General features: G+C 72.2%; 23 protein-coding genes, 2 tRNA genes and 1 other RNA gene. 18 read left to right on the top strand and 8 right to left on the bottom strand.

Going from position 1 to position 25,463, the window contains the following annotated elements; translation table 11 throughout:
- Positions 1-8: 8 nt before the first annotated feature.
- From cobA to HNQ01_RS06470, 8 genes are all read left to right on the top strand, one after another.
- Positions 9-764, top strand: a complete 756-nt coding sequence (gene cobA / locus HNQ01_RS06435; protein WP_173804535.1) for a uroporphyrinogen-III C-methyltransferase — start codon at positions 9-11, stop codon at positions 762-764.
- 45 nt (positions 765-809) lie between these two features.
- The gene (gene fdxA, locus HNQ01_RS06440) at positions 810-1,133 is read left to right on the top strand and encodes a ferredoxin FdxA (RefSeq protein ID WP_173804536.1); all 324 of its coding nucleotides are present in this window, start codon (positions 810-812) and stop codon (positions 1,131-1,133) included.
- Between the two features lie 41 nt (positions 1,134-1,174).
- The gene (locus HNQ01_RS06445; protein ID WP_173804537.1) at positions 1,175-2,236 is read left to right on the top strand and encodes an NAD(P)/FAD-dependent oxidoreductase; all 1,062 of its coding nucleotides are present in this window, start codon (positions 1,175-1,177) and stop codon (positions 2,234-2,236) included.
- A 175-nt stretch (positions 2,237-2,411) separates the two neighbouring features.
- Positions 2,412-3,239: an ABC transporter substrate-binding protein gene (locus HNQ01_RS06450; protein ID WP_173804538.1), complete on the top strand. Its 828-nt coding sequence runs from the start codon at positions 2,412-2,414 to the stop codon at positions 3,237-3,239.
- A complete protein-coding gene (locus HNQ01_RS06455; RefSeq protein WP_173804539.1) occupies positions 3,236-5,497 on the top strand; it encodes a histidine kinase dimerization/phospho-acceptor domain-containing protein in 2,262 nt (753 codons plus the stop codon). Before HNQ01_RS06450 ends, HNQ01_RS06455 begins: the two co-directional genes overlap by 4 nt.
- A 69-nt stretch (positions 5,498-5,566) precedes the next feature.
- Positions 5,567-5,642 (top strand) — tRNA-Asn (locus tag HNQ01_RS06460).
- Positions 5,643-5,677: 35 nt separating this feature from the next.
- Positions 5,678-5,753: transfer RNA gene (locus tag HNQ01_RS06465), tRNA-Asn, on the top strand.
- Positions 5,754-5,909: 156 nt separating this feature from the next.
- Positions 5,910-6,395, top strand: a complete 486-nt coding sequence (locus tag HNQ01_RS06470; protein WP_173804540.1) for a peptidylprolyl isomerase — start codon at positions 5,910-5,912, stop codon at positions 6,393-6,395.
- Between the two features lie 25 nt (positions 6,396-6,420).
- On the opposite strand, the gene HNQ01_RS06475 is transcribed toward HNQ01_RS06470, so the two are convergent.
- Complete coding sequence (locus HNQ01_RS06475) at positions 6,421-6,726, bottom strand: H-NS histone family protein (protein ID WP_173804541.1); 306 nt, start codon at positions 6,724-6,726, stop codon at positions 6,421-6,423.
- 91 nt (positions 6,727-6,817) lie between these two features.
- Here HNQ01_RS06475 and ffs point away from each other — a divergent pair.
- Positions 6,818-6,916: signal recognition particle sRNA small type (ffs, locus tag HNQ01_RS06480), an RNA gene on the top strand.
- A gap of 154 nt (positions 6,917-7,070) precedes the next feature.
- Positions 7,071-7,568 (top strand): universal stress protein, encoded by a 498-nt coding sequence (locus HNQ01_RS06485; protein WP_173804542.1) that lies wholly within the window; start codon positions 7,071-7,073, stop codon positions 7,566-7,568.
- A 6-nt stretch (positions 7,569-7,574) separates the two neighbouring features.
- On the opposite strand, the gene HNQ01_RS06490 is transcribed toward HNQ01_RS06485, so the two are convergent.
- Both HNQ01_RS06490 and HNQ01_RS06495 read right to left on the bottom strand, forming a co-directional pair.
- A complete protein-coding gene (locus HNQ01_RS06490) occupies positions 7,575-9,257 on the bottom strand; it encodes an MFS transporter (protein WP_173804625.1) in 1,683 nt (560 codons plus the stop codon).
- A gap of 113 nt (positions 9,258-9,370) precedes the next feature.
- Positions 9,371-10,216: a hypothetical protein gene (locus HNQ01_RS06495; protein WP_173804543.1), complete on the bottom strand. Its 846-nt coding sequence runs from the start codon at positions 10,214-10,216 to the stop codon at positions 9,371-9,373.
- Positions 10,217-10,592: 376 nt separating this feature from the next.
- On the opposite strand from HNQ01_RS06495, the gene HNQ01_RS06500 reads away from it, so the two are divergent.
- Entirely contained in the window at positions 10,593-12,539 is a 1,947-nt protein-coding gene (locus HNQ01_RS06500; protein ID WP_173804544.1) for a sensor histidine kinase, read from the top strand.
- Positions 12,536-15,070 carry a two-component system response regulator gene (locus HNQ01_RS06505; protein WP_173804545.1) on the top strand — a complete coding sequence of 845 codons (2,535 nt, stop codon included), beginning with the start codon at positions 12,536-12,538 and terminating at the stop codon, positions 15,068-15,070. Before HNQ01_RS06500 ends, HNQ01_RS06505 begins: the two co-directional genes overlap by 4 nt.
- On the opposite strand, the gene HNQ01_RS06510 is transcribed toward HNQ01_RS06505, so the two are convergent.
- Positions 15,054-15,851 carry a gamma-glutamyl-gamma-aminobutyrate hydrolase family protein gene (locus HNQ01_RS06510; RefSeq protein ID WP_173804546.1) on the bottom strand — a complete coding sequence of 266 codons (798 nt, stop codon included), beginning with the start codon at positions 15,849-15,851 and terminating at the stop codon, positions 15,054-15,056. The two genes, HNQ01_RS06505 and HNQ01_RS06510, sit on opposite strands and share 17 nt — an antisense overlap.
- A 204-nt stretch (positions 15,852-16,055) precedes the next feature.
- On the opposite strand from HNQ01_RS06510, the gene folE reads away from it, so the two are divergent.
- From folE to HNQ01_RS06540, 6 genes are all read left to right on the top strand, one after another.
- Positions 16,056-16,781: a GTP cyclohydrolase I gene (folE, locus tag HNQ01_RS06515; RefSeq protein WP_173804547.1), complete on the top strand. Its 726-nt coding sequence runs from the start codon at positions 16,056-16,058 to the stop codon at positions 16,779-16,781.
- Positions 16,782-16,859: 78 nt separating this feature from the next.
- A complete protein-coding gene (locus HNQ01_RS06520; RefSeq protein WP_173804548.1) occupies positions 16,860-17,288 on the top strand; it encodes a BLUF domain-containing protein in 429 nt (142 codons plus the stop codon).
- Complete coding sequence (locus HNQ01_RS06525) at positions 17,275-18,132, top strand: DUF429 domain-containing protein (protein ID WP_173804549.1); 858 nt, start codon at positions 17,275-17,277, stop codon at positions 18,130-18,132. Before HNQ01_RS06520 ends, HNQ01_RS06525 begins: the two co-directional genes overlap by 14 nt.
- 137 nt (positions 18,133-18,269) lie before the next feature.
- Positions 18,270-20,489: a TonB-dependent receptor family protein gene (locus tag HNQ01_RS06530; protein ID WP_173804550.1), complete on the top strand. Its 2,220-nt coding sequence runs from the start codon at positions 18,270-18,272 to the stop codon at positions 20,487-20,489.
- A gap of 56 nt (positions 20,490-20,545) precedes the next feature.
- Positions 20,546-21,364, top strand: coding sequence for a quinoprotein dehydrogenase-associated SoxYZ-like carrier (locus tag HNQ01_RS06535; protein ID WP_173804551.1), 819 nt, complete (start codon positions 20,546-20,548; stop codon positions 21,362-21,364).
- Positions 21,365-21,366: 2 nt separating this feature from the next.
- Entirely contained in the window at positions 21,367-22,404 is a 1,038-nt protein-coding gene (locus HNQ01_RS06540; protein ID WP_173804552.1) for a quinoprotein relay system zinc metallohydrolase 1, read from the top strand.
- On the opposite strand, the gene HNQ01_RS06545 is transcribed toward HNQ01_RS06540, so the two are convergent.
- The 4 genes from HNQ01_RS06545 to HNQ01_RS06560 are packed head-to-tail and all read right to left on the bottom strand — an operon-like array spanning position 22,383 to position 25,454.
- On the bottom strand, positions 22,383-23,492 hold the full coding sequence (locus tag HNQ01_RS06545) for a substrate-binding domain-containing protein (RefSeq protein WP_173804553.1): 1,110 nt from the start codon (positions 23,490-23,492) through the stop codon (positions 22,383-22,385). The two genes, HNQ01_RS06540 and HNQ01_RS06545, sit on opposite strands and share 22 nt — an antisense overlap.
- A 40-nt stretch (positions 23,493-23,532) precedes the next feature.
- Complete coding sequence (locus HNQ01_RS06550) at positions 23,533-23,835, bottom strand: hypothetical protein (RefSeq protein WP_173804554.1); 303 nt, start codon at positions 23,833-23,835, stop codon at positions 23,533-23,535.
- A 28-nt stretch (positions 23,836-23,863) separates the two neighbouring features.
- Positions 23,864-24,118: a sulfur carrier protein ThiS gene (gene thiS / locus HNQ01_RS06555; RefSeq protein WP_149503036.1), complete on the bottom strand. Its 255-nt coding sequence runs from the start codon at positions 24,116-24,118 to the stop codon at positions 23,864-23,866.
- A gap of 7 nt (positions 24,119-24,125) precedes the next feature.
- Positions 24,126-25,454, bottom strand: coding sequence for an NAD(P)/FAD-dependent oxidoreductase (locus HNQ01_RS06560; RefSeq protein WP_173804555.1), 1,329 nt, complete (start codon positions 25,452-25,454; stop codon positions 24,126-24,128).
- Positions 25,455-25,463 lie beyond the last annotated feature (9 nt).

Genomic DNA, 25,463 nt, shown 5'->3' on the forward strand with positions numbered 1-25,463 from the left:
GCCGAGCCATGAGCGAGGTGCGTGTCGTCTTCGTCGGCGCGGGCCCCGGCTCGGCCGACCTCATCACCCTGCGCGGGCTGCAGCGTCTGCGCCAGGCCGAGATCGTGCTCGCCGACGCGCTGACCGATCCGGCGCTGCGCCAGGAGGCGCCCGACGCCGAGTGGATCGACGTCGGCAAGCGCGGCTTCAGCGCCGAGAGCACCGGCCAGGCGCGCATCAACGCGCTGCTGGTCGAGTGCGCGCGGCGCTCGGCGCGGGTCGTGCGCCTCAAGGGCGGCGACCCGAGCGTGTTCGGCCGCCTCGAGGAGGAACTGCACGCGCTCGGCCAGGCCGGCATCGCCAGCGAGGTCGTGCCCGGCATCACCTCGGCGCTGGCTGCGGCCGCCGCCTCGCAGCAGCCGCTGACGCGGCGCGGCGTCGGCCGCAGCGTCGCCTTCAGCACCGCGATGACGCGCACCGGCGACCTCGAGGCCCGTCGCAGCGCCGACACCGAGGTCTTCTACATGGCCGGACGCCAGCTGCCCTCGCTGGCCGAGCGCCTGGCCGAGGTCGGATGGCCGGCGGACACGCCGGTGGTGGCGATCTCGCGCGCCGGCTGGCCCGACGAGCGCTTCAGCCGCCACACGGTGGCCACGCTGGCCGAGGCCGATGCTCTGCACCACGGCCGCCCCACCCTCGTCACGGTGGGCGCAGGCGCCCGTCCGGTGCATCCGGACGACGCGCATGACGACGATCAATCCCCCGTCTCGGCCCGCACGGCCTGAGACCGTAGAATCCCGCCCTTCAACCCTGAACCGAATTCCCCCGTCATGACCCACGTCGTCACCGAAGCCTGCATCCGCTGCAAGTACACCGACTGCGTCGACGTCTGCCCCGTCGACTGCTTCCGCGAAGGCCCGAACTTCCTGGTGATCGACCCGGACGAGTGCATCGACTGCGCGGTCTGCATTCCCGAGTGCCCGGTCAGCGCGATCCTGCCCGAGGAGGACGTGCCGGCCGCCCAGCAGGCCTACATCAAGCTCAATGCCGATCTGGCGCCGACCTGGCCCAGCATCACCAAGCGCAAGGATCCGCTGCCTGACCACGAGCAGTGGAAGAACGTGACCGGCAAGCTCGACCAGCTGATCCGCTGATCTGCCGATCCGCTGACGGCGCCCCGCGTCCTGCCCGGCCGATGAGCCCTGCCGCGCCGATCCTCCGCACCGATGCGCTGGTGGTCGGCGCCGGCCCGGTCGGCCTGTTCCAGGCCTTCCAGCTCGGCCTGCTCGGCCTGTCCGTGCAGATCGTCGACGCCCTGCCGCAGGCCGGCGGGCAATGCGTCGAGCTCTATGCCGACAAGCCGATCCTCGACATTCCCGGCATCGTCGAGTCCAGCGGCCGCGATCTGACCGATCGGCTGCTGGCGCAGCTGGCGCCCCTGGCGCCGGGCTGGCATCTCGGCCAGGAAGTCACGCGGCTGGCCCGCCGTGACGACGGCCGCTTCGACGCAGCCTGCGCCGACGGCACCGCCTTCGACGCGGGCGCCGTCTTCATCTGCGCCGGCGTCGGCGCCTTCCAGCCGCGGCGCCTCAAGGCGCCGGGCCTCGACGGCCTCGAAGGCCGCCATCTTCACTACCACCCCGGCACCGCTCCGGCCGCGCTGGCGCGCTTCGCCGGCCAGCGCGTGCTGGTCATCGGCGGCGACGAGGCCGCGCTGCTGCGCGCCGCCGCCTTGGCCGAGCGCGACGATCTGCCCGCGGTGCAGCTGATGCACCGCCGCGACGTGCTGCAGGCCGACGCGGCCCTGCTCGCGCGCATCGACGCGCTGCGCCAGGCCGGGCGCATCGTCTTCCATGCGGCGCAGCTCGCCGCGGCCCGCCAGGACGAGGCCGGCCGGCTGCTGCAGGTCGACATCGCGCTGCCCGACGGCAGCGCGCGCACGCTGGACCTCGACACGCTGGTCGTCTGCCAGGGCCTGAGCCCGCGCCTGGGCCCGATCGCCGACTGGGGCCTGGCGATGGACCGCAAGCTGCTCGTGGTGGACCCGGCCACCTTCGAGACCAGCGTGCCCGGCATCCATGCCGCCGGGGACATCGCCGGCTATCCCGGCAAGAGGAAGCTGATCCTGTGCGGCTTCCACGAGGCCACGCTGGCCGCGCATGCCGCGCACGAGCGCCTGCGCCCGGACGAGCGCGGCCCGCTGCTCTACACCAGCAGCAGCGCGCTGCTGCAGCGCCGGCTCGGTCGCATTTCCTGAAACCTGAGTCCGACACCGGCAAAGTCGCCGCGGTTCCGTAAAATCCCTCACGCTTTCCTGCGGAAATCACGTTGCTCCGCGGACTGGCCGCGTCCGGCGCGAAAGCAGCCGTCACACTCGACACAGCTGGTATCGTCGTCCGGCCTGTCGCCCGTTCCCTGACCCGCCGCCCCGCATGCGTCTCCGCTCCCTCCTGCCGAAGCTGCCGACACTGGTCATGATGATGATGCTCGCTGCCCCGGCCGCCCGGGCCGGCGAAGGCGACGGCAGCCAGCTCGAGCGCATCACGCGACGCGGCGAGCTGCGGGTATGCATCTGGCCCGACTACTACGGCATCACCTACCGCAACCCCAAGACCGGCCAGCTCAGCGGCATCGACATCGACCTGTCGGCCGAGCTGGCGCGCGAGCTCGGCGTGCGGCTGCAGTACGTCGACTCCTCGTTCGCGACGCTGGTCGATGACGTGCGCGGCGAACGCTGCGACATCGCGATGTTCGCGGTCGCTGTGCTGCCGCAGCGCCGTCAGCAGCTCGCGTTCAGCCAGCCCTACCTGCAGAGCGACATCTGCGCGATCACCACGCGCACGAACCGGGCCGTGCGGCGCTGGGAGGACATCGACCAGCCCGGCGTGCAGGTCGGCGTGCAGGCCGGCACCTTCATGGAGCCGGTGATGCGCGAGTCGCTGCGCCGGGCCACGCTGACCGTGGTGCGCGCACCGACCACCCGCGAGCAGGAGCTCGAGGCCGGACGCATCGACGTCTTCATGACCGACTATCCCTACAGCCGTCGCCTGCTCGACAACGCCGAATGGGCCCGGCTGATCAGCCCGCCGCAGCCCTTCCATGTGCTGCCCTACGCCTACGCGATGCGTCAGGGCGACCCGGCCTGGCTGTCGCGCGTCGACCGCTTCGTCGACATGATCCGCCAGGACGGCCGCCTCGCCAGCGCCGCGCGGCGCCACGGCCTTTCCGAGATCGTGGTGCGCCCCGGAGCGGCCCGATGAACGCCGAGGCGGCCGCCGCCGATCCGCACCCCGACGACGATCCGGTCGCGGCCGGCCGGAGCACGGCGACGCCGGCCGCGGCCGACGCCGCACACCGCACGCCGCCGTCCCCGGCCTGGCGGCTGGGCAGCTCGAGCCTGCTGTGGGTCGGCGTGCTGCTGCTGATGGCGGTGGCGCTGCTGACGGCCGCCTTCGCGACCCAGCAGCGCCGCGAGACGATCGACGACGAGACGCGCCGGCTGGAAATGCTCGCGCGGGTGCTGCAGGGCGAGACCGGCCGACTGCTCGACACCGCTGCGCTGACGCTGCAGACGATCTCCGCCCATGCCGAGACCGCGGATCGGGTCACGCAGCGCATGCAGGAGGCCCGCCATGCGCTGCCGCATCTGCGCAGCCTGTGGCTGGTCGACGGCCAGGGCCGGGTGCTGGCCAGCACCGAGGCCGCGCCCGGGTCGGCCGTGCCGCAGATCGACCGGACCCGGCTGGCCCTGCCGGCACGACCGGGCGACTTCCGTCTCGGCCCGTGGCTCGGCGGCCGCGATCTGGCCGCCAGCGGCGCGGCCGCAGCCACCGCGCCGGCCGGCGTCGGCGTGCTGACGCTCGCCCTGATGCTCGACGGCGGTGCCGGCGGCGGCGCGCGCTACCTGGTCGCGGCGATCAATCCGGATGCCCTGGCCAGCCAGCAGCAGCTGCTGCTCGGCGACACCGGCCTGGCGGCGGCGGTGCTCGACTACCAGGGCCAGCTGATCGCCGGCACCGAGAACATGGCCGCAGCCCCGGGCACGCCGATGCCGGCGCTGCGGGTGCTGCAGGACTTCCTGCCCGAGCGCGAGCACGGCAGCTTCTCCGGCAACGGCCTGGACGGTCGCAGCGCGCTGATCGCCTTCCAGGCCAGCGGCCGCTGGCCGGTCTTCACCCAGGTCGAGATGCCCGCCGAGCTGCTGGACGCCGCCTGGCAGCACAAGCTGACCTGGACCGTCGCGATGATGCTGGCCGCGATGGGCGTGATCGGCCTGGGCACGGTGGTGGCCTGGCGCAGCCTGCGCATGCACGAACGGCTGCGCGACACGCTGGAGGCCACACGCACCCGGCTCGCCGACAGCGAGGGCCATCTGCGCACGCTGATCGAGGCCGCGCCGGCGCCGATGTTTGTGCTCGACCCGCTCGGGCGCTACACGATGGTCAACCAGGCCTTCGAGGACCTGCTCGGCGTGCGGCGCGAACAGCTGCTGGGACAGCGCGGCGAGAGCGATCCGACGCTGCAGCAGCTCGCCTACCACCGCGCGCTCGACCATGCGCTGTGGAGCGGCCGCGGCAGCGGTCGCAGCCACTATGTCGAGGAGATCCGGCTGCGCGGCGGCGAGCGCCGCCAGGCGCTGATCACCAAGGTCGCGCTGAACCGGCCCGACGGCCGGCCCGGCGGCATCATCGGCAGCCTGACCGACGTGACCAGCTTCCGCGAGGCCGAGCAGCGCGCGGCCGAGGCGCGCCAGAGCATCGAGGCGGCCTACCGGGCCGAGTCGGAGTTCATCGGCAACCTGAGCCATGCGCTGCGCACGCCGCTGCAGTCGATCATCGGCTTCTCCGAGCTGGGCACGCTGCGCACCCGCCGCGATCCCGGCCTGCAGGAGCTGTTCACCCCGGTGCGCCAGGCGGGCCTGCGCATGCTGTCGGTGGTCGACGACCTGCTCGACCTGTCGCGGGTCAAGAGCGCGGCCGGCACGCTGCGCTGCACCCGCGCGGACACTGCGGTGCTGGTCGAGGAGGTGCTCGGCCACGCCCGCGCCGAGGCACGCGCCCGCGGCCAGAGCCTGATGCTGGCGCGCGAGCAGGTCGACGGCCTCGCCAGCGTCGAGCCGCTGCGCTTCCAGCAGGTCGTGCGCGCGCTGCTCGAGCGCGCGATCGCGGTCTCGCCGGACCAGGCGACCATCGAGATCGCTGCCTCGATCGACGCGGACGGGATGCTGCACTGGTGCATCCGCGACGCCGGCCCGACGCTGCCCGAGAGCGAGCACGAGCCGATGTTCTCGGCCTTCTTCCAGTCCCGCCGCGGCGACGTGGTCATGCCGGGCAGCGGGCTGGAGCTGGCGATCGGCCGCCAGATCATGCGCGGCCTGGGCGGCGACCTGCGCTGCCACGGCCACCCCGACGGCGGCAACGTGCTCGACCTGTTCCTGCCGAGCTCAGCCCGGGACACCTCGCCCACGACGCAGGCGCCAGCCCCTCCGTTCGAGGACCTGCAGAAAAAAGTGGCCTGAACCTCTTGCAAGGCGACAAGATCCTGTCATATAATCTAATTCTTGTCGGTTGACGCCAAGAAAATCTGATCCCCGATAGCTCAGTCGGTAGAGCGACGGACTGTTAATCCGCAGGTCCCTGGTTCGAGCCCAGGTCGGGGAGCCAAAGATCAGATTCTCGGACACGTCATTCCAGACAATTCCCCGATAGCTCAGTCGGTAGAGCGACGGACTGTTAATCCGCAGGTCCCTGGTTCGAGCCCAGGTCGGGGAGCCAGAAATTCAAGCAGATCACGCCTTGGTGTCAAAAGCACCAAGGCGTTTTGCTTTGTGCCTCGTGCTTGCCCGCGCCACGCCGCCTCGATACAGTGCCGCCACGTCGCGCCGGCACCGGTGTCGACGCTCAGCACCATCAAGAAGGAACGCCTGACCCATGAAAACCTATTTCGACATCTCGATCGGCGGCGGCGCAGCGAAAAGAGTCGTCTTTGAACTCTTCGACCAGGACGTTCCCCGGACGGCCGAAAACTTCCGGGCCCTGTGCACGGGCGAAAAGGGCTTTGGCTACAAGTCCTCGAAATTCCACCGGATCATTCCCGGCTTCATGTGCCAGGGCGGAGACTTCACCCGCGGCGACGGCACGGGAGGCAAGTCCATCTACGGCAACAAGTTCGACGACGAGAACTTCAGGCGCAAGCACACGGGCAAGGGCATCCTGTCGATGGCCAATGCCGGCCCCAACACGAACGGATCGCAGTTTTTCATCTGCACGGCCCAGACCCCGTGGCTGGACGGCAAGCATGTGGTCTTCGGTCAGGTCGTGAGCGGCATGGAGGTCGTGGACGCCATCGAGAAGGTCGGATCGTCCAGCGGCAGGACGTCCTCGCCCGTCGTCATCGTCGACTGCGGCGAGTGCTGATCGACGTTCGCCGGCCCGGCCGGGTTCAGCCCGGCGGATCGCCGCAGACCGCGCGCCGGAGCTCGTCGACGGTGTAGCCCTCGCGGATCAGCGCCTCGCGCAGCCACTGCGGCTGGGCACCCCGCCCGTCCCAGGTCTCCCCCGAGACGGGATGCCGATAGCGCACCTCGAGGACCGCCTCGGCCACCGGCGCAGGCCGCGACGGGCGCCCGCGCAACTCGTGCGGCTCGATGCGCCAGAACTCCATCAGCCGGCGGATCTTGCGCAGCGCGACCTGCCGCTCGGCATCGTCGTGCGGGGTCTCGAGGGTCTTGTCGGGATTCTTCTTCATCGGGGCCGTTTCGTGCGAGCGCCGATGTTCGCACAGAACCCTTGCGATCAGCCTCGGGGCCATCGCAAGGAAATCGGCTACAATGCGCGCTGACGGGCCTCCCTGCATGGGGGCGCGGCCAACCGGGTCAGGTCGGGAACGAAGCAGCCCTAACCGTTAGCACTCAGTGCCAGGGTTCAGGCTCGTCACCCTCCCCCTCGCCTCGCGCGACATCTCCCTCCCCCCAGGTTTTCTCCCTCCGCCTTTCCAGCGGTTTTTCCCGCGATTCCTTGCGCCATCCGGCCTGCGCGTGCGCTCGCCCGGGGCTACGATGGGCCGTGTCCCATTGCCGCAAGGAGAACCTGATGATCCGCATCCTGCTGCCCCTCGACGGAAGCGAGCATGCGCTCGACGCCGTGCGCCATGTGATCGGGCTGAGGCGGACGGGCCTCGACATCGAGACGGTGCTGCTGAACGTGCAGGAGCCGCCCCATCTGTACGAGGTGGTGCTCGCCCCCGATGTCGAGCTGATCGACGGCGCCAGCCGCGAGGCCGGCGAGCACGCGCTGGCCCCGGCCGCCGCGCTGCTGGCGCAGGCCGGCATCGCGGCCGAGGCGCTCGTCGTCACCGGCGACGCCGCCCACGAGATCGCCGAGCAGGCGCTGCTGCAGGGCTGCGACCAGATCGTCATGACCACGCTCAGCCACGGCGCGCTGCTGGGCCGGCTGCAGGAGGCCGTCTCGCACGAGGTGCTGCGCCGCGCGCGCGTGCCGGTCACGCTGGTGCCGCCGCCCCTGCGCGAGGTCGAGGACGACGACCTCGCCGAGCTCGGCGGCGAGCCGGAGAGCGCCGCCGCGCCCTGAGCCTGATCAGCGCCCGAACCGGTTCGGGTGCCAGTACAGGAACTTGGCGTAGATGTCGACGTCCTTGGTCTCGCGGATGAAGAGCATGCCGACGACGAAGGTCAGGCCGGCCACGCCGATCGGGAACCACAGGCCGTGGTACATGCTGCCGTCCTGCGCGGCCATGCCGAAGGCGATCGACGGCAGCAGGCCGCCGAACCAGCCGTTGCCCAGGTGGTAGGGCAGCGACATCGCGGTGTAGCGGATGCGGGTCGGGAACATCTCGACCAGCGCCGCACCCAGCGGGCCGTAGACCATCGCCACCAGCACCATCATCGCCACCAGCACCGCGACGACGCCGGTGCGGCTGATGCGCGCCGGATCGGCCTTGGCGGGATAGCCGGCCGCGGCCAGCGCGTCGGGCAGCACCTCCTTGCGGAAGTGCGAGATCTCCAGCAGGCTGTCGTTGTCGAAGCGGCCGCCCTCCTCGGTCAGCACGCCCGCCGGCGGCTCGAGCACCGTCTCGCCGATGCGCACCTCGGTGGGCGAGCCCGGGGCGAGCGCCTCGTTGGCATAGCTGGCCGAGAGCTGCGCCAGCGCGCGCTTGGCGATGTCGCAGGGCGTGGCAAAGCTGGTGTCGGTGGCCAGCGGATTGGCCTGGAAGGAGCAGGTCGCCGGATCGGCGCGCACGACGATGCGCACCTTCTGCTGCGCCTCGGCCAGCGCCGGGTTGGCGAAGGCGGTCAGCGCCTGGTAGAGCGGATGGAGCCCCAGGCAGGCCAGCAGCAGCCCGGTCATGATGACCGGCTTGCGCCCGACGCGGTCCGACAGCATGCCGAAGCCGACGAACAGCGGCAGCGAGATCAGCAGCGCCAGCGTCAGCAGCCAGGTCGCGGTGTTCGGGTCGACCTTCAGCACGCTGGTCAGGAAGAACAGCGCGTAGAACTGGCCGGTGTACCAGACCACCGCCTGACCGGCGACCAGGCCGAACAGCGCCAGCACGATCACCCGCAGGTTCTTCCACTGGCCGAAGCACTCGGCCAGCGGCGCCTTCGAGCCGCGGCCCTCCTGCTGCATGCGCCGGAAGGCCGGCGACTCGGTCAGCGACAGGCGCAGCCACAGCGACAGCGACAGCATCAGCGCCGACAGGCCGAAGGGCACGCGCCAGCCCCAGTCCGCGAAGGTCGCCTCGCCCAGCAGCGAGCGAACGCCCAGCACCACCAGCAGCGACAGCAGCAGGCCGATGGTCGCGGTGGTCTGGATCCAGCCGGTGTAGGCGCCGCGCTGGTGCTGCGGCGCGTGCTCGGCGACATAGATCACCGCGCCGCCGTACTCGCCGCCCAGCGCCAGGCCCTGCAGCATGCGCAGGACCACCAGCGCGATCGGCGCGAACACGCCGGCGCTGCTGTAGGTCGGCAGCAGCGCCACCGTCACCGTCGACAGGCCCATCAGCGTGACGGTGGCCAGGAAGGTGTGCTTGCGGCCGACCCGGTCACCGAGGTGGCCGAAGATCACCGCGCCGACCGGACGCACGACGAAGCCGGCCGCGAAGGCCAGCAGCGTCAGGATGAAGGCCGCGGTCGGATCCAGCGAGGTGAAGAACTGCCGGGCGATGACCGAGGCCATCGCGCCGTACAGGAAGAAGTCGTACCACTCGAAGATCGTGCCCAGCGAGGAGGTCAGCACCAGGCGGCGCTCCTGCGCGCTCATCGGCAGGCGCTCGTCGATCTCGTCGGCAGGCAGGTCGGGAAGATCGGGAAGATCGGTCGGTCGGGAGGCCATCGCTCACTCCAGGGCAGCGGGAACAGGGAACATGGCGGCGCTCACAGGCGCAGCCCCGGAATCGTCTCGAGCAGGCGCCGCGGCACCAGCGCCGCAGCCTCGGGCAGCGCCTCGGCGGCCCGCAGGCCGCGGCCGAGGATCTGCTCGGCGCCGTTGCGGCCGAAGGCCTCGACCAGCGCCACATGCAGCACCCGCACCAGATCGGCCAGGTCGCCGGCCGAGCCGGCCAGGCGCCAGTCGCTGTCGAGCGGGCGCGCCCAGGCGGTGCGAAAGGCCAGTCGCAGCGCCGGCGAGGCCGCGGCGGAGTCGGCACGGCGCAGCACGTCGCGGCGCACCTCGTCGAGCGCCTCGGCGTGGAAGCGCCGCACCTCGGCGACCACCGCCCCGACCAGCGCGGCGAACAGCACCACGGCCGGCCCATGGCCGTCCTGGCTCTCCGGCGCACGCGGCACCGGCGCCGGCACGGCGGCCGCCATGCCGACCGCCCCGTCCAGGCGCGCAGCCTGCAGCGCGCGCTCGACCGGGTTGATCACCGGTGCCGCCGGGGGCGGCGGCGGAGCCACGGCAGGCGCCGGGGGCTCGGGCGGCGCGGCCGGCGGCTCGACGGCCCGGGCGGCCTGCATCGCCGCCCAGGGATCGGCCGGCAGCCGGTCCTCGCGCTCGCGCAGGGCCTTGTAGAGATCGCTGTAGAGCCGCTTGACGGTGGCGGCGTCGAACAGGTGCCGCGCGGCCAGGCGATCGACGAAGCCGATGATGTCGGAGACCTGGTCGGCGCGCATGGTGTCGTGCTGCAGCCACAGCGCCTCGTGCAGCGAGGCCTCGTCGAGCAGGGGATCGAGCACGGCCACCGTGGCACGGCGACGGATCGAGCGGGGGTCAGCGGCCATGGCCGGCCTCCTCGGTCGGAAGCGGTCCGCGGCGGAGGTCGGGGACCTCGCCAGCAAGTGCATGAAGAGAGACAGGATTCATCGGAGGACAGGCCGCATCGCACGGAAACGGCTCTTGTTGTGTTGCGAAAGTCGGCGGGACGACACGAAGCATCCGCCCGCGCATCGATGAAAGCACATTTCCGGCATTCCAGCCTCCGGGCAGGACCCGGGAGAAGAACGCGCCGGACCGAGGTACTGAATCGTTTTTCACGCTTCGACCCCAAGAAAGCGCGAACGATCACCGGGCAGGCGTGCGAGACTTTCGCCACACTCGGGATTTGCCGGTTTTTCCATAATCCAGCGCCTGCCGTGCCCGTCCATGCCCTGCGAACCGATGTCCTCCCCCGGAGCCCCTGAACTGCCGATCGATCTGGTGCCCGACGCCGCCGTGCTGGCGGGCGCCGACGACGGTCGCGTGCGCGGCGCCAACGCGGCGGCGCGGCGGCTGTTCGGTCCGGACGGCCTCGGACCCGGCGAGCGTCTGGACGAGCGCATCGCGCCGGAGCACCGGGCGCAGCTCGACGAGCTGCTGCGGCGTCCGGTCGCGGACGTCGGCCCGCGCATCGTCGTGCGGCTGGCCGGCAGCGGCCCGGCCGGCGCCGCGGTGCAGGCCATGCTGCGCGTCGGACCGCGGGTCGAGGGCCCGCGGGGCGCGGTGCGGCTGTGGCAGTTCGAGGAGATCGGGCGCACCGAGCGGCACGACCCGCTGCACATGCGCATCTTCGACGCGATGCCGCACGCGATGCTGGTCATCGACGAGGCGGCGCGGGTGCTCGCCGGCAACGCCGCGGCGCTGGCGCTGTTCGGACTCGATCCGCTGTCGATGCGCGGGCGCCGCATCGACCAGCTCGGCTGGACGCTGCTCGACGCGCGAGGCCGGCCTCAGCACGGCGGCGAGCCGCTGCGCCAGCATCTGCTGCCCGGCGAGCGCCCCCCGGGCCCGCGGCCGCTGGCGCCGGTGCATCTGCGCGCCCCGGACGGCCGCGAACGCTGGCTCGACATCACGACGACGCCGGTGGCGCTGATGCCGGGACTGGCTCCGGCCAGCCATGTCTGCGCGATCGTCGACGTGACCGCGCAGATGCAGGCCGAGCGGCTGCGCGCCGGCTCGGACCGGCGGCTCGAGCGCTTCATGCAGCTGTCGCCGGGCGCACCGTTCGCGCTGCAGCTGATCGGCGATCCGGCCCGGCTGCGCTTCACCCTGCTGTCGCCCGGGCTGTGCCGCGCCTTCGGCCGCGACGAGGGCGAGCTGACCGACCCCGGTTTCCGGGTGCTGCCGCATGTGCATGCCGAGGACCGCGACCGGCTCGCCGACGGCATGCGCGAGGCCGTGCGGCGCCTGGGCGACTTCCATCTGGAGTTCCGCATCGTGCATCCGATCCGCGGCCCGGTCTGGCACGAGGCCCGCGCGGCCGTCGAGATCGACGAGAACGGCCGCCCCGGCGCCTACGGCTACCTGCTCGACATCGGCGCGCGCAAGCGGGCCGAGCAGCAGATCGAGGCGCTGCATGCCAGCCTGGAGCAGCGCGTGAGCGAGCGCACCGCGGAGCTCGAGGCCAAGCACCGCGAGATGGAGCGCTTCACCTACTCGGTCTCGCACGACCTGAAGGCGCCGCTGCGCGGGCTCGACGGCTACAGCCGGCTGCTGCTGTCGGAAAAGGCGGCGCAGCTCGACGAGGAAGGCCGGCTCTTCGTCGACAACATCCGCCGCGCGGCCAACCAGATGAGCCAGCTCATCGAGGACCTGCTGGCCTACTCGCGCATCGAGCGGCTGCGCCCGACGCTGGTGCCGATCGTGCTGCAGGACCTGGTCGACGAGACGCTGGCCGAGGTCGGCGGCTGCCTGGCCCATGCCGGCGCGGAGGTCGCCACCGACCTGGGCGCGCTGGTGATCCTGGGCGAACGCAAGGGCCTGCTGCTGACGCTCAGGAACCTGGTCGACAATGCGATCAAGTTCCGGCGTCCGGACCGGCCGCTGCGGCTGTCGATCAGCGCGATCTCGCGCCCCGATGCCCAGGGCCGGGCCGGCGTCGAGCTGTCCGTCGGCGACAACGGCATCGGCTTCGACATGCGCTACCACGACCGCATCTTCGACATCTTCCAGCGCCTGCACCGGGTCGAGGACTATCCCGGCACCGGCATCGGCCTGGCGATCGTGCGCAAGGCGATGGAGCGCATGCACGGGCGCGTCCACGCGCGCTCCGAGCCCGGCCGAGGCGCCACCTTCGTGCTCGAATTCACCTGCCCGACCGGCCGTACCGTCGGCGAGACCCCTGCATGAACCTGATCTATGTCGAGGACAACCCGCTCGATGCGGACCTGACGCGCCGGATGCTGGCGCTGCGGGCCCCGCGGCTGCAGCTGCGGCTGGCCGCCACGCTCGAGCAGGCGCGCGCGCTGCTGGCCGAGCCGGACTGCGCCTGCGACGTGCTGCTGATCGACATGAACCTGCCCGACAGCAACGGCATCGAGCTGGTCGCGCAGGTGCGCCGCAGCCGCCCGGCCCTGACGGTGCTGGTGCTGACCGGCTGCGGCGACGAGGAGGCCGCGGTCAGCGCGCTGCGCAGCGGCGCCGACGACTACATCATCAAGGACACCCGCTATCTCGACGACCTGCCCGCGACGATCGAGACGGCCGTGCGGCGCCGCCGGGAACGTCCGGACCACGTCGGCCACCAGGTGCTGCATGTGCTGTATGCCGAGCGCACCGCCAGCGACGTCGACCTGCTGCGCCGCCACCTGCGCCAGCAGGCCCCGCACATCCTGGTCGAGGCGGTCGGCAGCGCCGCCGAGGTGCTCGCCGCGCTCGACCGCGGCGGCGCCGACGCGCTCGGCCCGATCGACGTGCTGCTGCTGGACTACCTGCTGCCGGGCATGAACGCGCTCGAGCTGGTGCAGGAGGTGCGCGAGAAGCGCGGCCTGGACCTGCCGATCGTCGTCGTCACCGGCCAGGGCGACGAGACGGCCGCGGCGCAGGCGATCAAGCTCGGCGCGCACGACTACCTGGTCAAGCGCGACCTGTCGCTGCCGCGGCTGCACATCGCGCTGGAGTCGGCCTTCCTGCGGGTGCAGCTCGAGCGCGAGCGCCGCGCGCTGGCCGAGAGCGAGCGGCGCTTCCGCGAGCTGGCCGCGACCATCGACGACGTCGTCTGGCTCAGCGACCCCGACGAGCGCCGGCTGCTCTACGTCAGCCCGGCGATCGAGCGGATCTGGGGCATGCCGGTCGAGGAGATGATGAAGGACTGGCGGCTGTGGTTCGCGCAGATCCATCCGGAGGACATCGAGGCGGTGCGTGCGGCGGTGGTGGATGCCTCGCCGCACCGCGGCAACTACGAGCTGCGCTTCCGGATGCGCCGCCCGGACGGCCAGCTCCGCCATGTGCTGCTGCGCAGCTTCGCGGTGCAGGACGAGCACGGCAACACCGTGCGGCGCGCCGGCATCGCGCAGGACGTCACCGAGCAGCACCTGCAGGACGCGCGCATCCAGCATCTGGCCTACCACGATCCGCTGACCGACCTGCCCAACCGGATGCTGATGCTCGACCGGATGGAGCGCGGCCTGGCGCAGGCGCAGCGCCACCACCGCGCGCTGGCGCTGCTCTTCCTCGATCTCGACCGCTTCAAGACGATCAACGACACGCTCGGCCACCTGGTCGGCGACGAGCTGCTGCGCCAGGTGGCGCAGCGGCTGCGCCAGCTGCTGCCGCCGGACGTGACGATCGCGCGGCTCGGCGGCGACGAGTTCCTGGTGCTGGTCGAGGACCTCGACGATGCGGCGCAGGCCGCACGCATCGCCGACGAGCTGATGGGCGCGCTCGACCTGCCCTTCGAGATCGACGCGCAGGACCTGCATGTCAGCGCCAGCGTCGGCGTGAGCCTGTATCCGCGCGACAGCAGTGATGCGCAGACGCTGCTGAAGTACGCCGACACCGCGCTCTACAAGGCCAAGGCGGCCGGACGCAACACCTACTGCTTCTTCAGCCCGGAGATGGATGCGCAGGCGCACGAGCGGCTGCGCCTGGAGAACGACCTGCGCCGCGCGATCGAGCGCGGCGAGCTGCGGGTGCACTACCAGCCGCAGTTCGCCGCCGACGGCCGGCTCGAGGGCGCCGAGGCGCTGCTGCGCTGGCAGCATCCGCAGCGCGGCCTGATCGGCCCGGGCGAGTTCATCCCGCTGGCCGAGGAGACCGGCCTGATCCATGTCATCGGCGACTGGGTGCTCGACGAGGCCTGCCACCAGGCGCGGCAGTGGCATCTGCTCGGCCACGCCGGCGTGCGGGTCGCGGTCAACCTGTCGGTGCGCCAGCTCCAGCGCCACGGCCTGGACCGCACGGTGCGCTCGGCGCTGCGCCGCAGCGGCCTGGCCGCCGCCCAGCTCGAGCTCGAGATCACCGAGTCGAGCATGATGGACGACCCGGAAGGCACGCTGTCGCTGCTGCACACGCTGCGCGGCATCGGCGTGCAGCTCTCGGTCGACGACTTCGGCACCGGCTACTCGAGCCTGGCCTACCTGAAGCGCCTGCCGCTGCAGCGGCTGAAGATCGACCGCTCCTTCGTCGACGGCATCCCGGACGACGGCGACGACATCGCCATCGTCGAGGCCATCGTCGCGCTGGCGCGCAAGATGAACCTGCGCATCGTCGCCGAGGGCGTCGAGACCGGCGCGCAGCGCGACCTGCTGACGCGGCTGGGCTGCGACGAGATGCAGGGCTACCTGCTCGGCCGGCCGATGGCTGCCGCCGAGATGCAGGCGCTGCTGGCGCGCTGCCGCGCAGGCGTCGGCGCAGCGGCCGGCGTCAGCCTCGGCGCCTGAGGCAGGCGGAGAGGAACTCCTCGAGGATCGGCCGCCCGTCGAGCTGCGCCGGATGGTGGCGGTCCTGGGCCATGAACTCCGGATGCCACTGCATGCCGAAGACCAGGCTGGGCCCGCGCCAGCGGATCGCCTCGACCAGGCCGTCGGGCGCCGAGCGGGCCTCGACCACCAGATCGCGGCCCAGGTCCTTGACCGCCTGATGATGGATCGAGTTGATCGTCATGCGCTCGACCCCCGGATACAGCCGCGCCAGCCCCGATCCGGGCACGATCCGGGCGTCGTGGAACTGGCGGTCGTACTGCTGGGCATGCAGATGGCGGACCTCGGAGGGCTGCTGCGTCGGAATGTCCTGGTAGAGCGTGCCGCCCAGCGCGACATTGATCAGCTGGCAGCCGCGGCAGATGCCCACCACCGGCTTGGCCGCGCTGACGAAGGCGTCGAACAGGTCGATCTCGTAGCGGTCGCGCACCCGGTCGCCGCGCCACTCGGGCCGCAGCGGCGTCTCGCCGTAGCTCTCGGGCGCGATGTCGTTGCCGCCCTGCAGCACCAGCCCGTCGAGCTGGCTGGCGTACTCGGCCAGGCTCATCTCGCTGCGCGCGAGCATGCCGTCGCTCTCGATGGCCGGAATCATCACCGCCAGGGCCCGCCCGCCCAGGATCCAGTGCGCCACCGACTGCTCGAGGTAGTGCAGCGTGCGGGTGAAGACGCCGCCGATGTCGGCCACCGGCGCGGCCGGAAAGTAGATGCGGGCGGAAATGCCGATCAGCGGCGGGCGGGACATGGGCAGACATCCTTCACGGCAGGCGACACGGAACCATCGCCGCATCACGGCCCATTCTCGCAAACCCCGTCCGGCCGACCGTGTTGCAGGTGTGGCTTTGTGTACGACCGTCCGCCCGGGCGGCGGGGACTTCGCCGCGCTGATAGCATGCCGGTCGTGATCTGAAAGAACGACGTGCAAGACAACGATGACTTCCGCCGCCCGATGAACAGCCCGACCCCGCTGCAGCATGACCGCCCGGACGACGAGGGCCGGCTGGTCTCGACGGTGATCCGCGAGCGCATCCGCGCCTCCGGCCGACGCTTCCACGCCAACGACAACATCGCCGACTTCATCCGCCCGGGCGAGCTCGACGCGCTGCTCGAGGAGGTCGCCGGCCAGATGTCGGGCGTGCTGCGCAGCCTGGTGATCGACACCGAGAGCGACCACAACACCCAGGACACCGCGCGCCGCGTCGCCAAGATGTACCTGAAGGAAGTCTTCCGCGGCCGCTACGAGCCGCAGCCGCCGGTCACCGAGTTCCCCAACGCCGAGCGTCTGGGCGAGCTGATGATCGTCGGGCCCATCACCGTGCGCAGCGCCTGCTCGCACCACCTGTGCCCGATCATCGGCAAGCTGTGGATCGGCATCCTGCCCAACGAGCACTCGGCGCTGATCGGCCTGTCGAAGTACGCGCGCCTGGCCGAATGGGTGATGAGCCGCCCGCAGATCCAGGAGGAGGCGATCATCCAGGTCGCCGACCTGCTGGCCGACAAGATGCAGCCCGACGGTCTGGCGCTGGTCATGGAGGCCGACCACTTCTGCATGGGCTGGCGCGGCGTGCGCGACCTGGACTCGAAGATGATCAACAGCGTGATGCGCGGCGCCTTCCTGAAGGATCCGAACCTGCGCCGCGAATTCCTTGCGCTGCTGGGCCAGCGCAAGGGCTGAGCCGGCCCGGCCGCCGCCTCACCGACGTCACCGCCCGCCACCGCCAGCCACTGCCCACGAGGGCGAAGAGGAATCCCGATGATGGTCCGCCTGCTGTATGCGAGCCGCGCCACCGCGGTCAGTCCCGAGACGATCGATGCCATCCTGGCGCAGTCGCGCGCGCGCAACCCGGCGCAGGGCATCACCGGCATCCTGTGCCACGGCGGCGATGTCTTCATGCAGGTGCTCGAGGGCGGGCGCGACGCGGTCAACCGGCTCTACGGCTCGATCGTGCGCGACAGCCGCCACCACGACGTGACGCTGCTGCACTTCGAGGAGATCGCCGAGCGTCGCTTCGCCGGCTGGACGATGGGCGTGGTCAACCTCGCGCGGGTCAATCCGTCGATCGTGCTGAAGTACAGCGCGCGGCCGGTGCTCGATCCGTTCGCCGTCTCGGGCCGCGCCTCGATGGCGATGCTCGAGGAGCTGATCGCCACCGCCTCGATCGTCGGGCGTGCCGGCGGCTGAATCCGCGCCGCGCCTGCTGGGCGTCGACTTCGGCAGCCGGCCCGACCGGCTCAAGCCGATCGTCGTGGCCGAAGGCCGGCTCGACGGCCATGAGCTGCGGCTCGAGCGGCTGCGCGCGCTGCCCGACGCGGACGGCTTCCTGCACCTGCTGCACGAGCCCGGCCCGTGGCTGGGCGGCTTCGACCTGCCCTTCGGCCTGCCGCGCGAGCTGATCGGGACGCTGGGCTGGCCGGACACCGACTGGGCCGCGCTGATCGGCCATTACCGGCGCCTGTCGCGCCCGGAGATCCGCACCGCCTTCGCCGCGTTCTGCGCGGCACGGCCGGCGGGCGCGAAGTTCGCGCACCGGGCCTGCGACCGCCCGGCCGGCTCCTCGCCGTCGATGAAGTGGGTCAACCCGCCGGTGGCCTTCATGCTGCACGCGGGCGCGCCGGCGCTGCTCGACGCCGGCTGCCACCTGCCCGGCCTGCACGCGGGCGACCGCAGCCGCATCGCGCTGGAGGCCTATCCCGGTCGCAGCGCCCGCGCGCTGCTGGGCCGGCGCAGCTACAAGAGCGACGATGCGGCGCGCCAGGACGAGGCCCGCCGCCAGGCGCGCCAGACGCTGGTGCAGGCGCTCGAGCAGGGCCGGGCCGGCACGCTCGGCCTGAGGCTGCGGCTCGACCCGGCGCAGCGGGATGCGCTGGTGGACGACGCACGCGGCGACCGCATCGATGCGGTGCTGTGCCTGCTGCAGGCGGCCGAGGCGACGCGGCTGCCCCGCTGGGGCCTGCCCGAGCGCATCGATCCGCTGGAAGGCTGGATCACCGGCGTGCCGCCCGACGACGGGCACGCCCGGCGCTGAGCCGCCCCGGCGCCGCCGCTGTCACATGTCACTTTCCGGGACAGTCGGGAACTCCACCGGGTAAATGCCGACTGGCTGCGCGGGCAGCAGACCGGGACCATCGCCGTCAAACGATGATCGTCCCCCTTGTCCGCACCATGATCCGCTCCCGCGCTTCCCGCCGCTGCCCGACCCCGTCGAGCCCCGCTTCCCACTCGCGTCCGCACGCCCTTCTCGCGCTGAGCCCGCTGGCCCTCGCCCTGCTGGCGGCGCTGCCCGCGCCAGCGTCGGCCCAGGCCGCGGCCTCGTCGCAGGCCGAGCTCGATGCGGTCGTCGTGACCGGCTCGACCCGCGAGCGCCGGCTGCAGGACGTGCCCTACGCGATCACCGCGGTGGGCGAGGCGGCGCTGCGCGACAGCGGCCCGATGATCAACCTGTCGGAGTCGATGGCGCGCGTGCCCGGCCTGGTGGTGGCCAACCGCAACAACTACGCCCAGGACCTGCAGATCAGCAGCCGCGGCTTCGGCGCGCGCGCCGGCTTCGGCGTGCGCGGCCTGCGGCTGTACGCCGACGGCATTCCCGCGACCATGCCCGACGGCCAGGGCCAGGTGGCGCACTTCGACCTCGCCGGCGCCGAGCGCGTCGAGGTGCTGCGCGGGCCGTTCTCGGCGCTGTACGGCAACGCCTCCGGCGGCGTGATCGCGCTGTTCTCGAAGCCGGTGCGCGAGCGCCAGTTCGAGGTCGGGCTGGATGCCGGCAGCGCCGGCCTGCGCCAGGCCCGCGTCGGCTTCGCCGCGCCGCTGGGCGAGGGGCTGGACCTCTCGGGCAACGTCTCCGACCTGTCGATCGACGGTTTCCGCCCGCACAGCGGCGCCGATCGCCGCCTGGCCAACCTGCGCCTGGGCTGGCAGGACGGCGCCGACCGCGTCACCGTCGCGCTGAGCGACCAGGTGCAGAGCGCCGACGACCCGCTCGGCCTGACCCGCGCGCAGGTCGAGGCCGACCCGGACCAGACCGCCGCGGTCGCGCTGCAGTACGACACCCGCAAGTCCATCCGCCAGACCCAGCTCGGCACCGCCTGGACGCACCGCTTCGACGGCAGCGCCGGCGCGCTGAAGCAGACCCGGGTGGCGGCCTACGCCGGCACGCGCGCGGTCACGCAGTACCAGGCGATCGCGCCGGCCACCCAGGCCGCGGCCCGCCACGGCGGCGGCCTGGTCGACTTCGACCGCGGCTACGACGGCCTGGACGCCCGTGCGCAATGGCAGTGGCAGGCGCTGGACCTGACCGCCGGCGCCAGCCTGGAGCGGCAGAAGGACGCCCGCCGCGGCTACAACAACTACACCGGCACGGCCGCCGCCCCGACCGCCCTGGGCGTGCAGGGCACGCTGCGCCGCGACGAGACCGACCGCGCCGACACCCGCGAGGCCTACGCGCAGGCCGAATGGACGCTCGCACCCGACTGGCTGGCCAGCCTGGGCGTGCGCGGCGGCCGGGTGCGCATGGACGTCGACGACCACTACCTGAGCAACGGCGACGACTCCGGCGAGCTGGCCTACCACTACGTCAACCCGGTCGCCGGCCTGCGCTGGCGCGCCAGCGAGGCCTGGACGCTGCACGCGGCGGTGGCGCGCGGCCACGAGTCGCCGACGCTGGGCGAGCTGGCCTACCGCCCCGACGGCGGCGCCGGCTTCAACACCGACCTGAAGGCGCAGAGCAGCCGCCAGATCGAGCTGGGCGCCAAGTGGCGCGTGCCGGGCCTGACGCTGGACGCGACGCTGTTCCGCATCGACACCGACGACGAGATCGGCGTGGCGACCAACTCGGGCGGGCGCTCGTCCTTCCGCAACGTGGGCCGCACGCAGCGCTGGGGCGCCGAGCTGGGCAGCCGCTGGAACGTGCGCCCGGGACTGCGCGCGCAGATGGCGCTCACCGTGCTGCATGCGCGCTACGCCGACGGCTTCGTCACCTGCACCGGCGTGCCGTGCACGCTCACCGCGACGACCAACACCGCGACGGTGCCGGCGGGCAACCGCATCGCCGGCACGCAGCCGGCCTCGGCCTTCGCCGAGCTGGCCTGGATCGCGCCGTGGAGCGCCGACGGCGAGCTGGGGCTGGAGTGGCGCGCCCAGGGCCGCACCGCGGTCAACGACCTCAACAGCGACTTCGCCGGCGGCCACGCGCTCTTCAACCTGCGCTACAGCCACCGATGGACGGTGGACGCCGACGGCACGCTGGAGCTGCTGGCGCGCATCGACAACGTCGCCGACCGCCGCGTGGTCGGCAGCGTGATCGTCAACGACGCCAACGGCCGCTACTTCGAGCCGGCCGCCGGCCGCACCGGCCTGGTGTCGCTGCGCTACCAGCGCCGCTTCTGAACCCCGGAGCCGCCCGCCGACACCGGACCCCTCGCGCCCAGCCCGGGAGACCCCAGATGTTCCTCTCCTCGCGCCATCCTGCCCTGGCCTCCGCGGTGCTCGCCGCGGCGCTGGCCGCGCTGTCGGCCGTCGCCGGCACCGCCGCGGCCGACCTGTTCGAGGGCGACCCCTACCAGTCGCATCCCTGGCCGGACATCCGGCGCGAATACCTCGGCCAGGACGCGCGCACCGTCTTCGACGAGCGGGTGCAGGTGCGCGGGCCGGCCTTCGCCGAAGACCCGATGAACGTGCCGGTCACCGTGTCGGTGCGCGACCTGCCCGGCGTGGACCGCATCGTCGTGCTGGTCGACCGCAACCCGATCCGGCGGGTGCTGGAGTACCAGCCGATCAGCGCGCTGCCCAGCGTGTCCTTCCGCTTCAAGCTCGAGCAGGCCAGCCCGGTGCGTGCGGCGGCCCGCACCGCCGACGGCGTCTGGCACGTCGGCGGCACCTGGGTCGACTCGGCCGGCGGCGGCTGCACCGTGCCCGGCAGCACCCGCAAGGACGGCAGCTGGACGCAGACGCTCGGCCTGGTCAGCGGCCGCGTCTTCGAGGCCTCGCCGGTGCCCGGCGCGGACAGCGCCGCCGGCAGCCGGCTGCGGCTGAAGATCATGCATCCGATGGACACCGGCCTGGTCGGCGGCATCCCGGCCTTCTACGTCAACCGCCTGAGCGTGCGCGACGACGGCGACCGCGAGCTGCTGCGGCTGCAGACCTACGAGCCGGTCAGCGAGAACCCGGTGTTCTCCTTCGACTTCCCGACGAGGCCGGCCGGGCAGCTGCGCATCGTCGGCACCGACAACAACGGCAACCGCATCGACGCGCGGCTGGAGTGAGCATGAGGACCGTCCGGCAACTCCCGATCCGTTCCCCGCTGGCGGCGCTGCTGGCCGCCGCGCTGCTGGCCGGCGGCTTCGCGCCGCCGGCCGCGGCCGAGGCGCCGCAGGTCGACGTCGCCCGCCTCGACTACGGCCTGAAGGCGCGTGCGCTGGCCGATGGCGTCTGGGTGGTCGAGGGGGCGGTCGACGACTTCTCGATCGCCAACGGCTGCAACATCATCAACCTCGGCCTGATCGCCACCGCCGAGGGCACGCTGGTGGTCAACACCGGCACCAGCCGGCTGCACGGCCAGCAGCTGCGCGCGCTGGCCGAGCACACCACCGGCCAGCGCGTCGCGCGCGTCATCCACCTGAACCTGCATCCGGACTATTTTCTCGGCAACCAGGGCTTCGCCGACGTGCCGCGCCTGGCCACGCCGACGACGCGCGCCGGCATCGCCCGCGAGGCCTCGGCCTACGAGAACAACCTCTACCGGCTGTGCGGCGACTGGATGCGCGGCACCGAGGCGCTGGGGCCCGACGCCGACCTGCCGCTCGGCCCGGACGGTCGCGGCACGCTGACGCTGGGCGGACGCACCTTCGATCTCACCGAGCTGAGTGGCCACACCGACTCCGACCTGGTGCTGGTCGACCGGGCCAGCGGCGTGGCCTTCGTCGGCGGGCTGGTGTTCGTGCAGCGGGTGCCGACGACGCCGCACGCCCGGGTCGAGCGCTGGCTCCAGAGCCTGGACCGGCTGCAGGCGATGGGGCTGCGCACGCTGGTGCCCAGCCACGGCCCGGTGCAGGTCGGCCCCGAACGCGCGGCCGAGGGCATCGCGCAGACCCGGCGCTTCCTGCAGTGGATCGACCGCAGCTTCAGCGCCTGGGCGGCGCAGGGCTGGGACATGAACGAGGTGCTGCGCGCACCGGTGCCCGACGAGTTCCGCCAGTGGGCCGCCTTCCGCACCGAGTACGTGCGCAACGTCGCCCACCTCTACCCGGTCTACGAGCAGAAGGTGCTGGGCCAGGCCCGGCCTCAGGCGCGCGGCGTGCGGTAGTGCCACCAGGGCAGCGCGCGGGTCAGCGACAGCACCTCGCCGATGCGCTCGGCCGCGTGATAGCCGGGCAGGCGCTCGAGCTGCTCGCGCCAGCGCGGCCCCTGCAGCACCTGGCCGAGGCGCTGCACCGCCGGGTGGTCGAGCGTCTCCTTCAGGCCGACGAGAAAGTAGTCCTCCTCGACCAGCGGCACGAAGTCCAGCCCGAAGGCCTGCGCCGCGGCCTCGATGCCGAGACCGGCGTCGCCCTGCCCTGACGCCACCGCCGCGGCCACCGCCAGATGGCTGTCCTCGGCGCCCTCGCTCCAGCCGGTGATCGTGGCCGGGTCCAGTCCGGCGCGCGCCAGCAGGTGGTCGGCCAGCAGCCGCGTGGCGGAGCCCGTCTGGCGATTGACATAGCGCGCCACACCGCCCGAGAGATCGCGCAGGCTGCGCAGCTCCAGCGGATTGCCGCGCGCCACCATCAGGCCCTGGCGACGCCGGCTGCAGCCGATCAGCTTGTGGCGGCCCGGCTTGAGCAGCGGCTTGAGCGCCTGCGAGAACAGCGGCGCGGCCTCGCCGAGCGCCGGCACATGGAAGCCGGCGACCAGGCAGCGCCCCTCGGCCAGGGAACGCAGCGCGTCCAGGCTGCCGGAGAACTTCAGCTCGATGTGCAGCCGCTCGTCCTGGCTGGCGAGCTCGCGCAGCCGCGCCAGCGCGATGTCGTGGCTGGCGTGGATGGTCAGCACCTGCTGCGTGCCGTCGAAGGCGTCGGCCAGCACCCGCTCGAGCTCGGCGCGCAGCGCCTCGATGTGCGGCGTCAGCCGGGTGCGGGCCTGGCGCTCGGCCCACAGCAGCCGGTCGGCGAAGGGCGTCAGCCGCGCCGGCTGGCCCTGGGCCCAGGTGACCAGCGGCTCGCCCAGCGCCTCCTCCCACTGCTTCAGCGCGCCCCAGACATGGCGGTAGGAGGCGCCCAGGGAGCGCGCCGCGTGCTGGATCGAGCCGCATTCGTGCACCGCGCTGATCAGGTCGAACAGCGGGTTGCCGATGTCGGCGCCGCGCTGGTCAGGCGGGCCGAAGGTGTACTGGAGATGGATGCCGCGGGTCTTCATGGGCCGCGACGATAGCGGAAAGCGCGACGCCCCCCGCGCCTCAGCCGCCGCCGCGCTGCATCCAGAGATCGAAACGGCACATGAAGTGCCGGCGCTCGGGCGCATCGACATCCGCGTCGAAGCGGAAGTCCACCGCCAGGCGGGGCAGGCGGATCAGCGCGATGCAGCGCGGCTCGAGCGCGCGCCAGCGGATCGTCAGCCCTCCCGGACCGATGCCCTCGACGCGCGCCTGGCCGGGCTGCAGCGCCAGCGCACGGCCGTCGACCGCGCCGGGCAGCCAGCCCAGCCACTCGGCTTCGGTGCAGCCCTGCTCGCGCGAGAAGGCGGCAGGAACGTCGTTCATCCGGGACCGGGCTGCGGCATCGGCCGCGTCAGCCGCCGGCGATCGGCGGCCAGATCGCCAGCGCGTCGCCGTCGGCCAGCACGCGCGCGGCGCGCTGGTCGGCCGCGACATAGCTGCCGTTGACCAGAACCAGATGCACCAGCGCGGGCGGCAGCTGGAAGCGGTCGATGACCGCGGCCACCGTCGAGCCGTCCGGCACCTCCAGATCGACGGCATTGCCCGGCGGGCGGTCGGCCGGCAGGTGCTCGGCCAGCATCGCGAAGAGCTTGAAGGTGATCCTCATGCCGGCATCATGCCTTGGCGCGAACCGCCCCGAAGTCGCCCTGGGCCTGCGCGCAGGCCAGATAGGCCTCCATCAGCAGCGTCGGATCCTCGAGCAGGCGGTCCTTCCACTCGCCCAGACGGACCTGCCCCTCGACCAGACCGCGCATCACGCCGACATGCTCGGTCCAGCCGATCGAGTTGCAGCCGACCAGCATGTCGCCGTCGAACTGCAGGCTCAGGTGCCGGCCTTCCTCGCGGTCGGTCAGCTCCACATGCTGGCCGCCGGGCACGCCGTCCCACTTGCCGAAGGACGCCGAGATCATGCCCAGCGTGTCGAGCACGTTGATCTGCGTGACGCCCTTGAGCGTGGCGTCGCGCCCGATCATGTTCATCGCGGCCACGCGCGCCTGCTCGGCCGCGTTGGGCTGGATCGCGCTGACGATGGTGCGACCGCTGACCTTGTCGAAGGCCTCGGCGCAGTCGCCCGCGGCGTAGATGCCCTCGACATTGGTCTGAAGCCGCTCGTCGGTCAGCACGCCGACCAGGCAGGTGATGCCGGAGTTCTCGAGGAAGCCGATGTTCGGGCGCACGCCGGTGGCGCTGATGACCAGGTCGGCGGGCAGATGCTCGCCGCTGGACAGGCGCACCGTCATCGGCGTGACCGGCACATGGTCCTCGATGCCGCCGGCCTCGGCCAGGCGGTCCATCAGGTCCGGCGCGCGGCGCTCGATCGCCTCGACGCGGGTGCTGGTGAACACCCGCACGCCCTTGGTCTCGCACCAGTCGCGGATCATGGTGCCGGCGGTCGGCCCCATCATGCGCGGCACCATCCGGTCGCCCATCTCGACCACGGTCAGCTCGACGCCGCGCTGCTGCAGCGCCTCCATGATGATGCAGCCGATGAAGCCGGCTCCCATCTGGATGACCTTGGCACCCGGGCGCGCCAGCGCGGCGATCGCGCGGGCGTCCTTCAGCGTCCAGCACGGATGCACGCCGCGGCCGTGAATGCCGGGAATCGGCGGCGAGGCCGGCGACGAGCCGGTGGCGATCAGCAGCCGGTCGAAGGCCAGCGTGCTGCCGTCGTCGAGCTCGACGCTGCGCGCCTGCACGTCGACGCGCTTGGCGCGACCGCGGCGCAGCGAGATGCCCAGCCGCTCGTAGTGGCCCTCGCCGTGGCGCAGGTGCGTGCCCTCCTCGCCGACCTTGCCGATCAGCAGGTAGGGAATCGCCATGCGCGAGTACGGCGCCTCCGGCTCGTCGCCGATGACGATGACCTCGTCATGCGGCGCGTGCTTTCGGATCGTCTCGGCCGCGATGACGCCGGACGGACCGGCCCCGAGGATCACGTGCCTCATCGTGTTGCG

Source organism: Sphaerotilus uruguayifluvii (assembly GCF_013294065.1).
Taxonomy (GTDB): Bacteria; Pseudomonadota; Gammaproteobacteria; order Burkholderiales; family Burkholderiaceae_C; genus Sphaerotilus; species Sphaerotilus uruguayifluvii.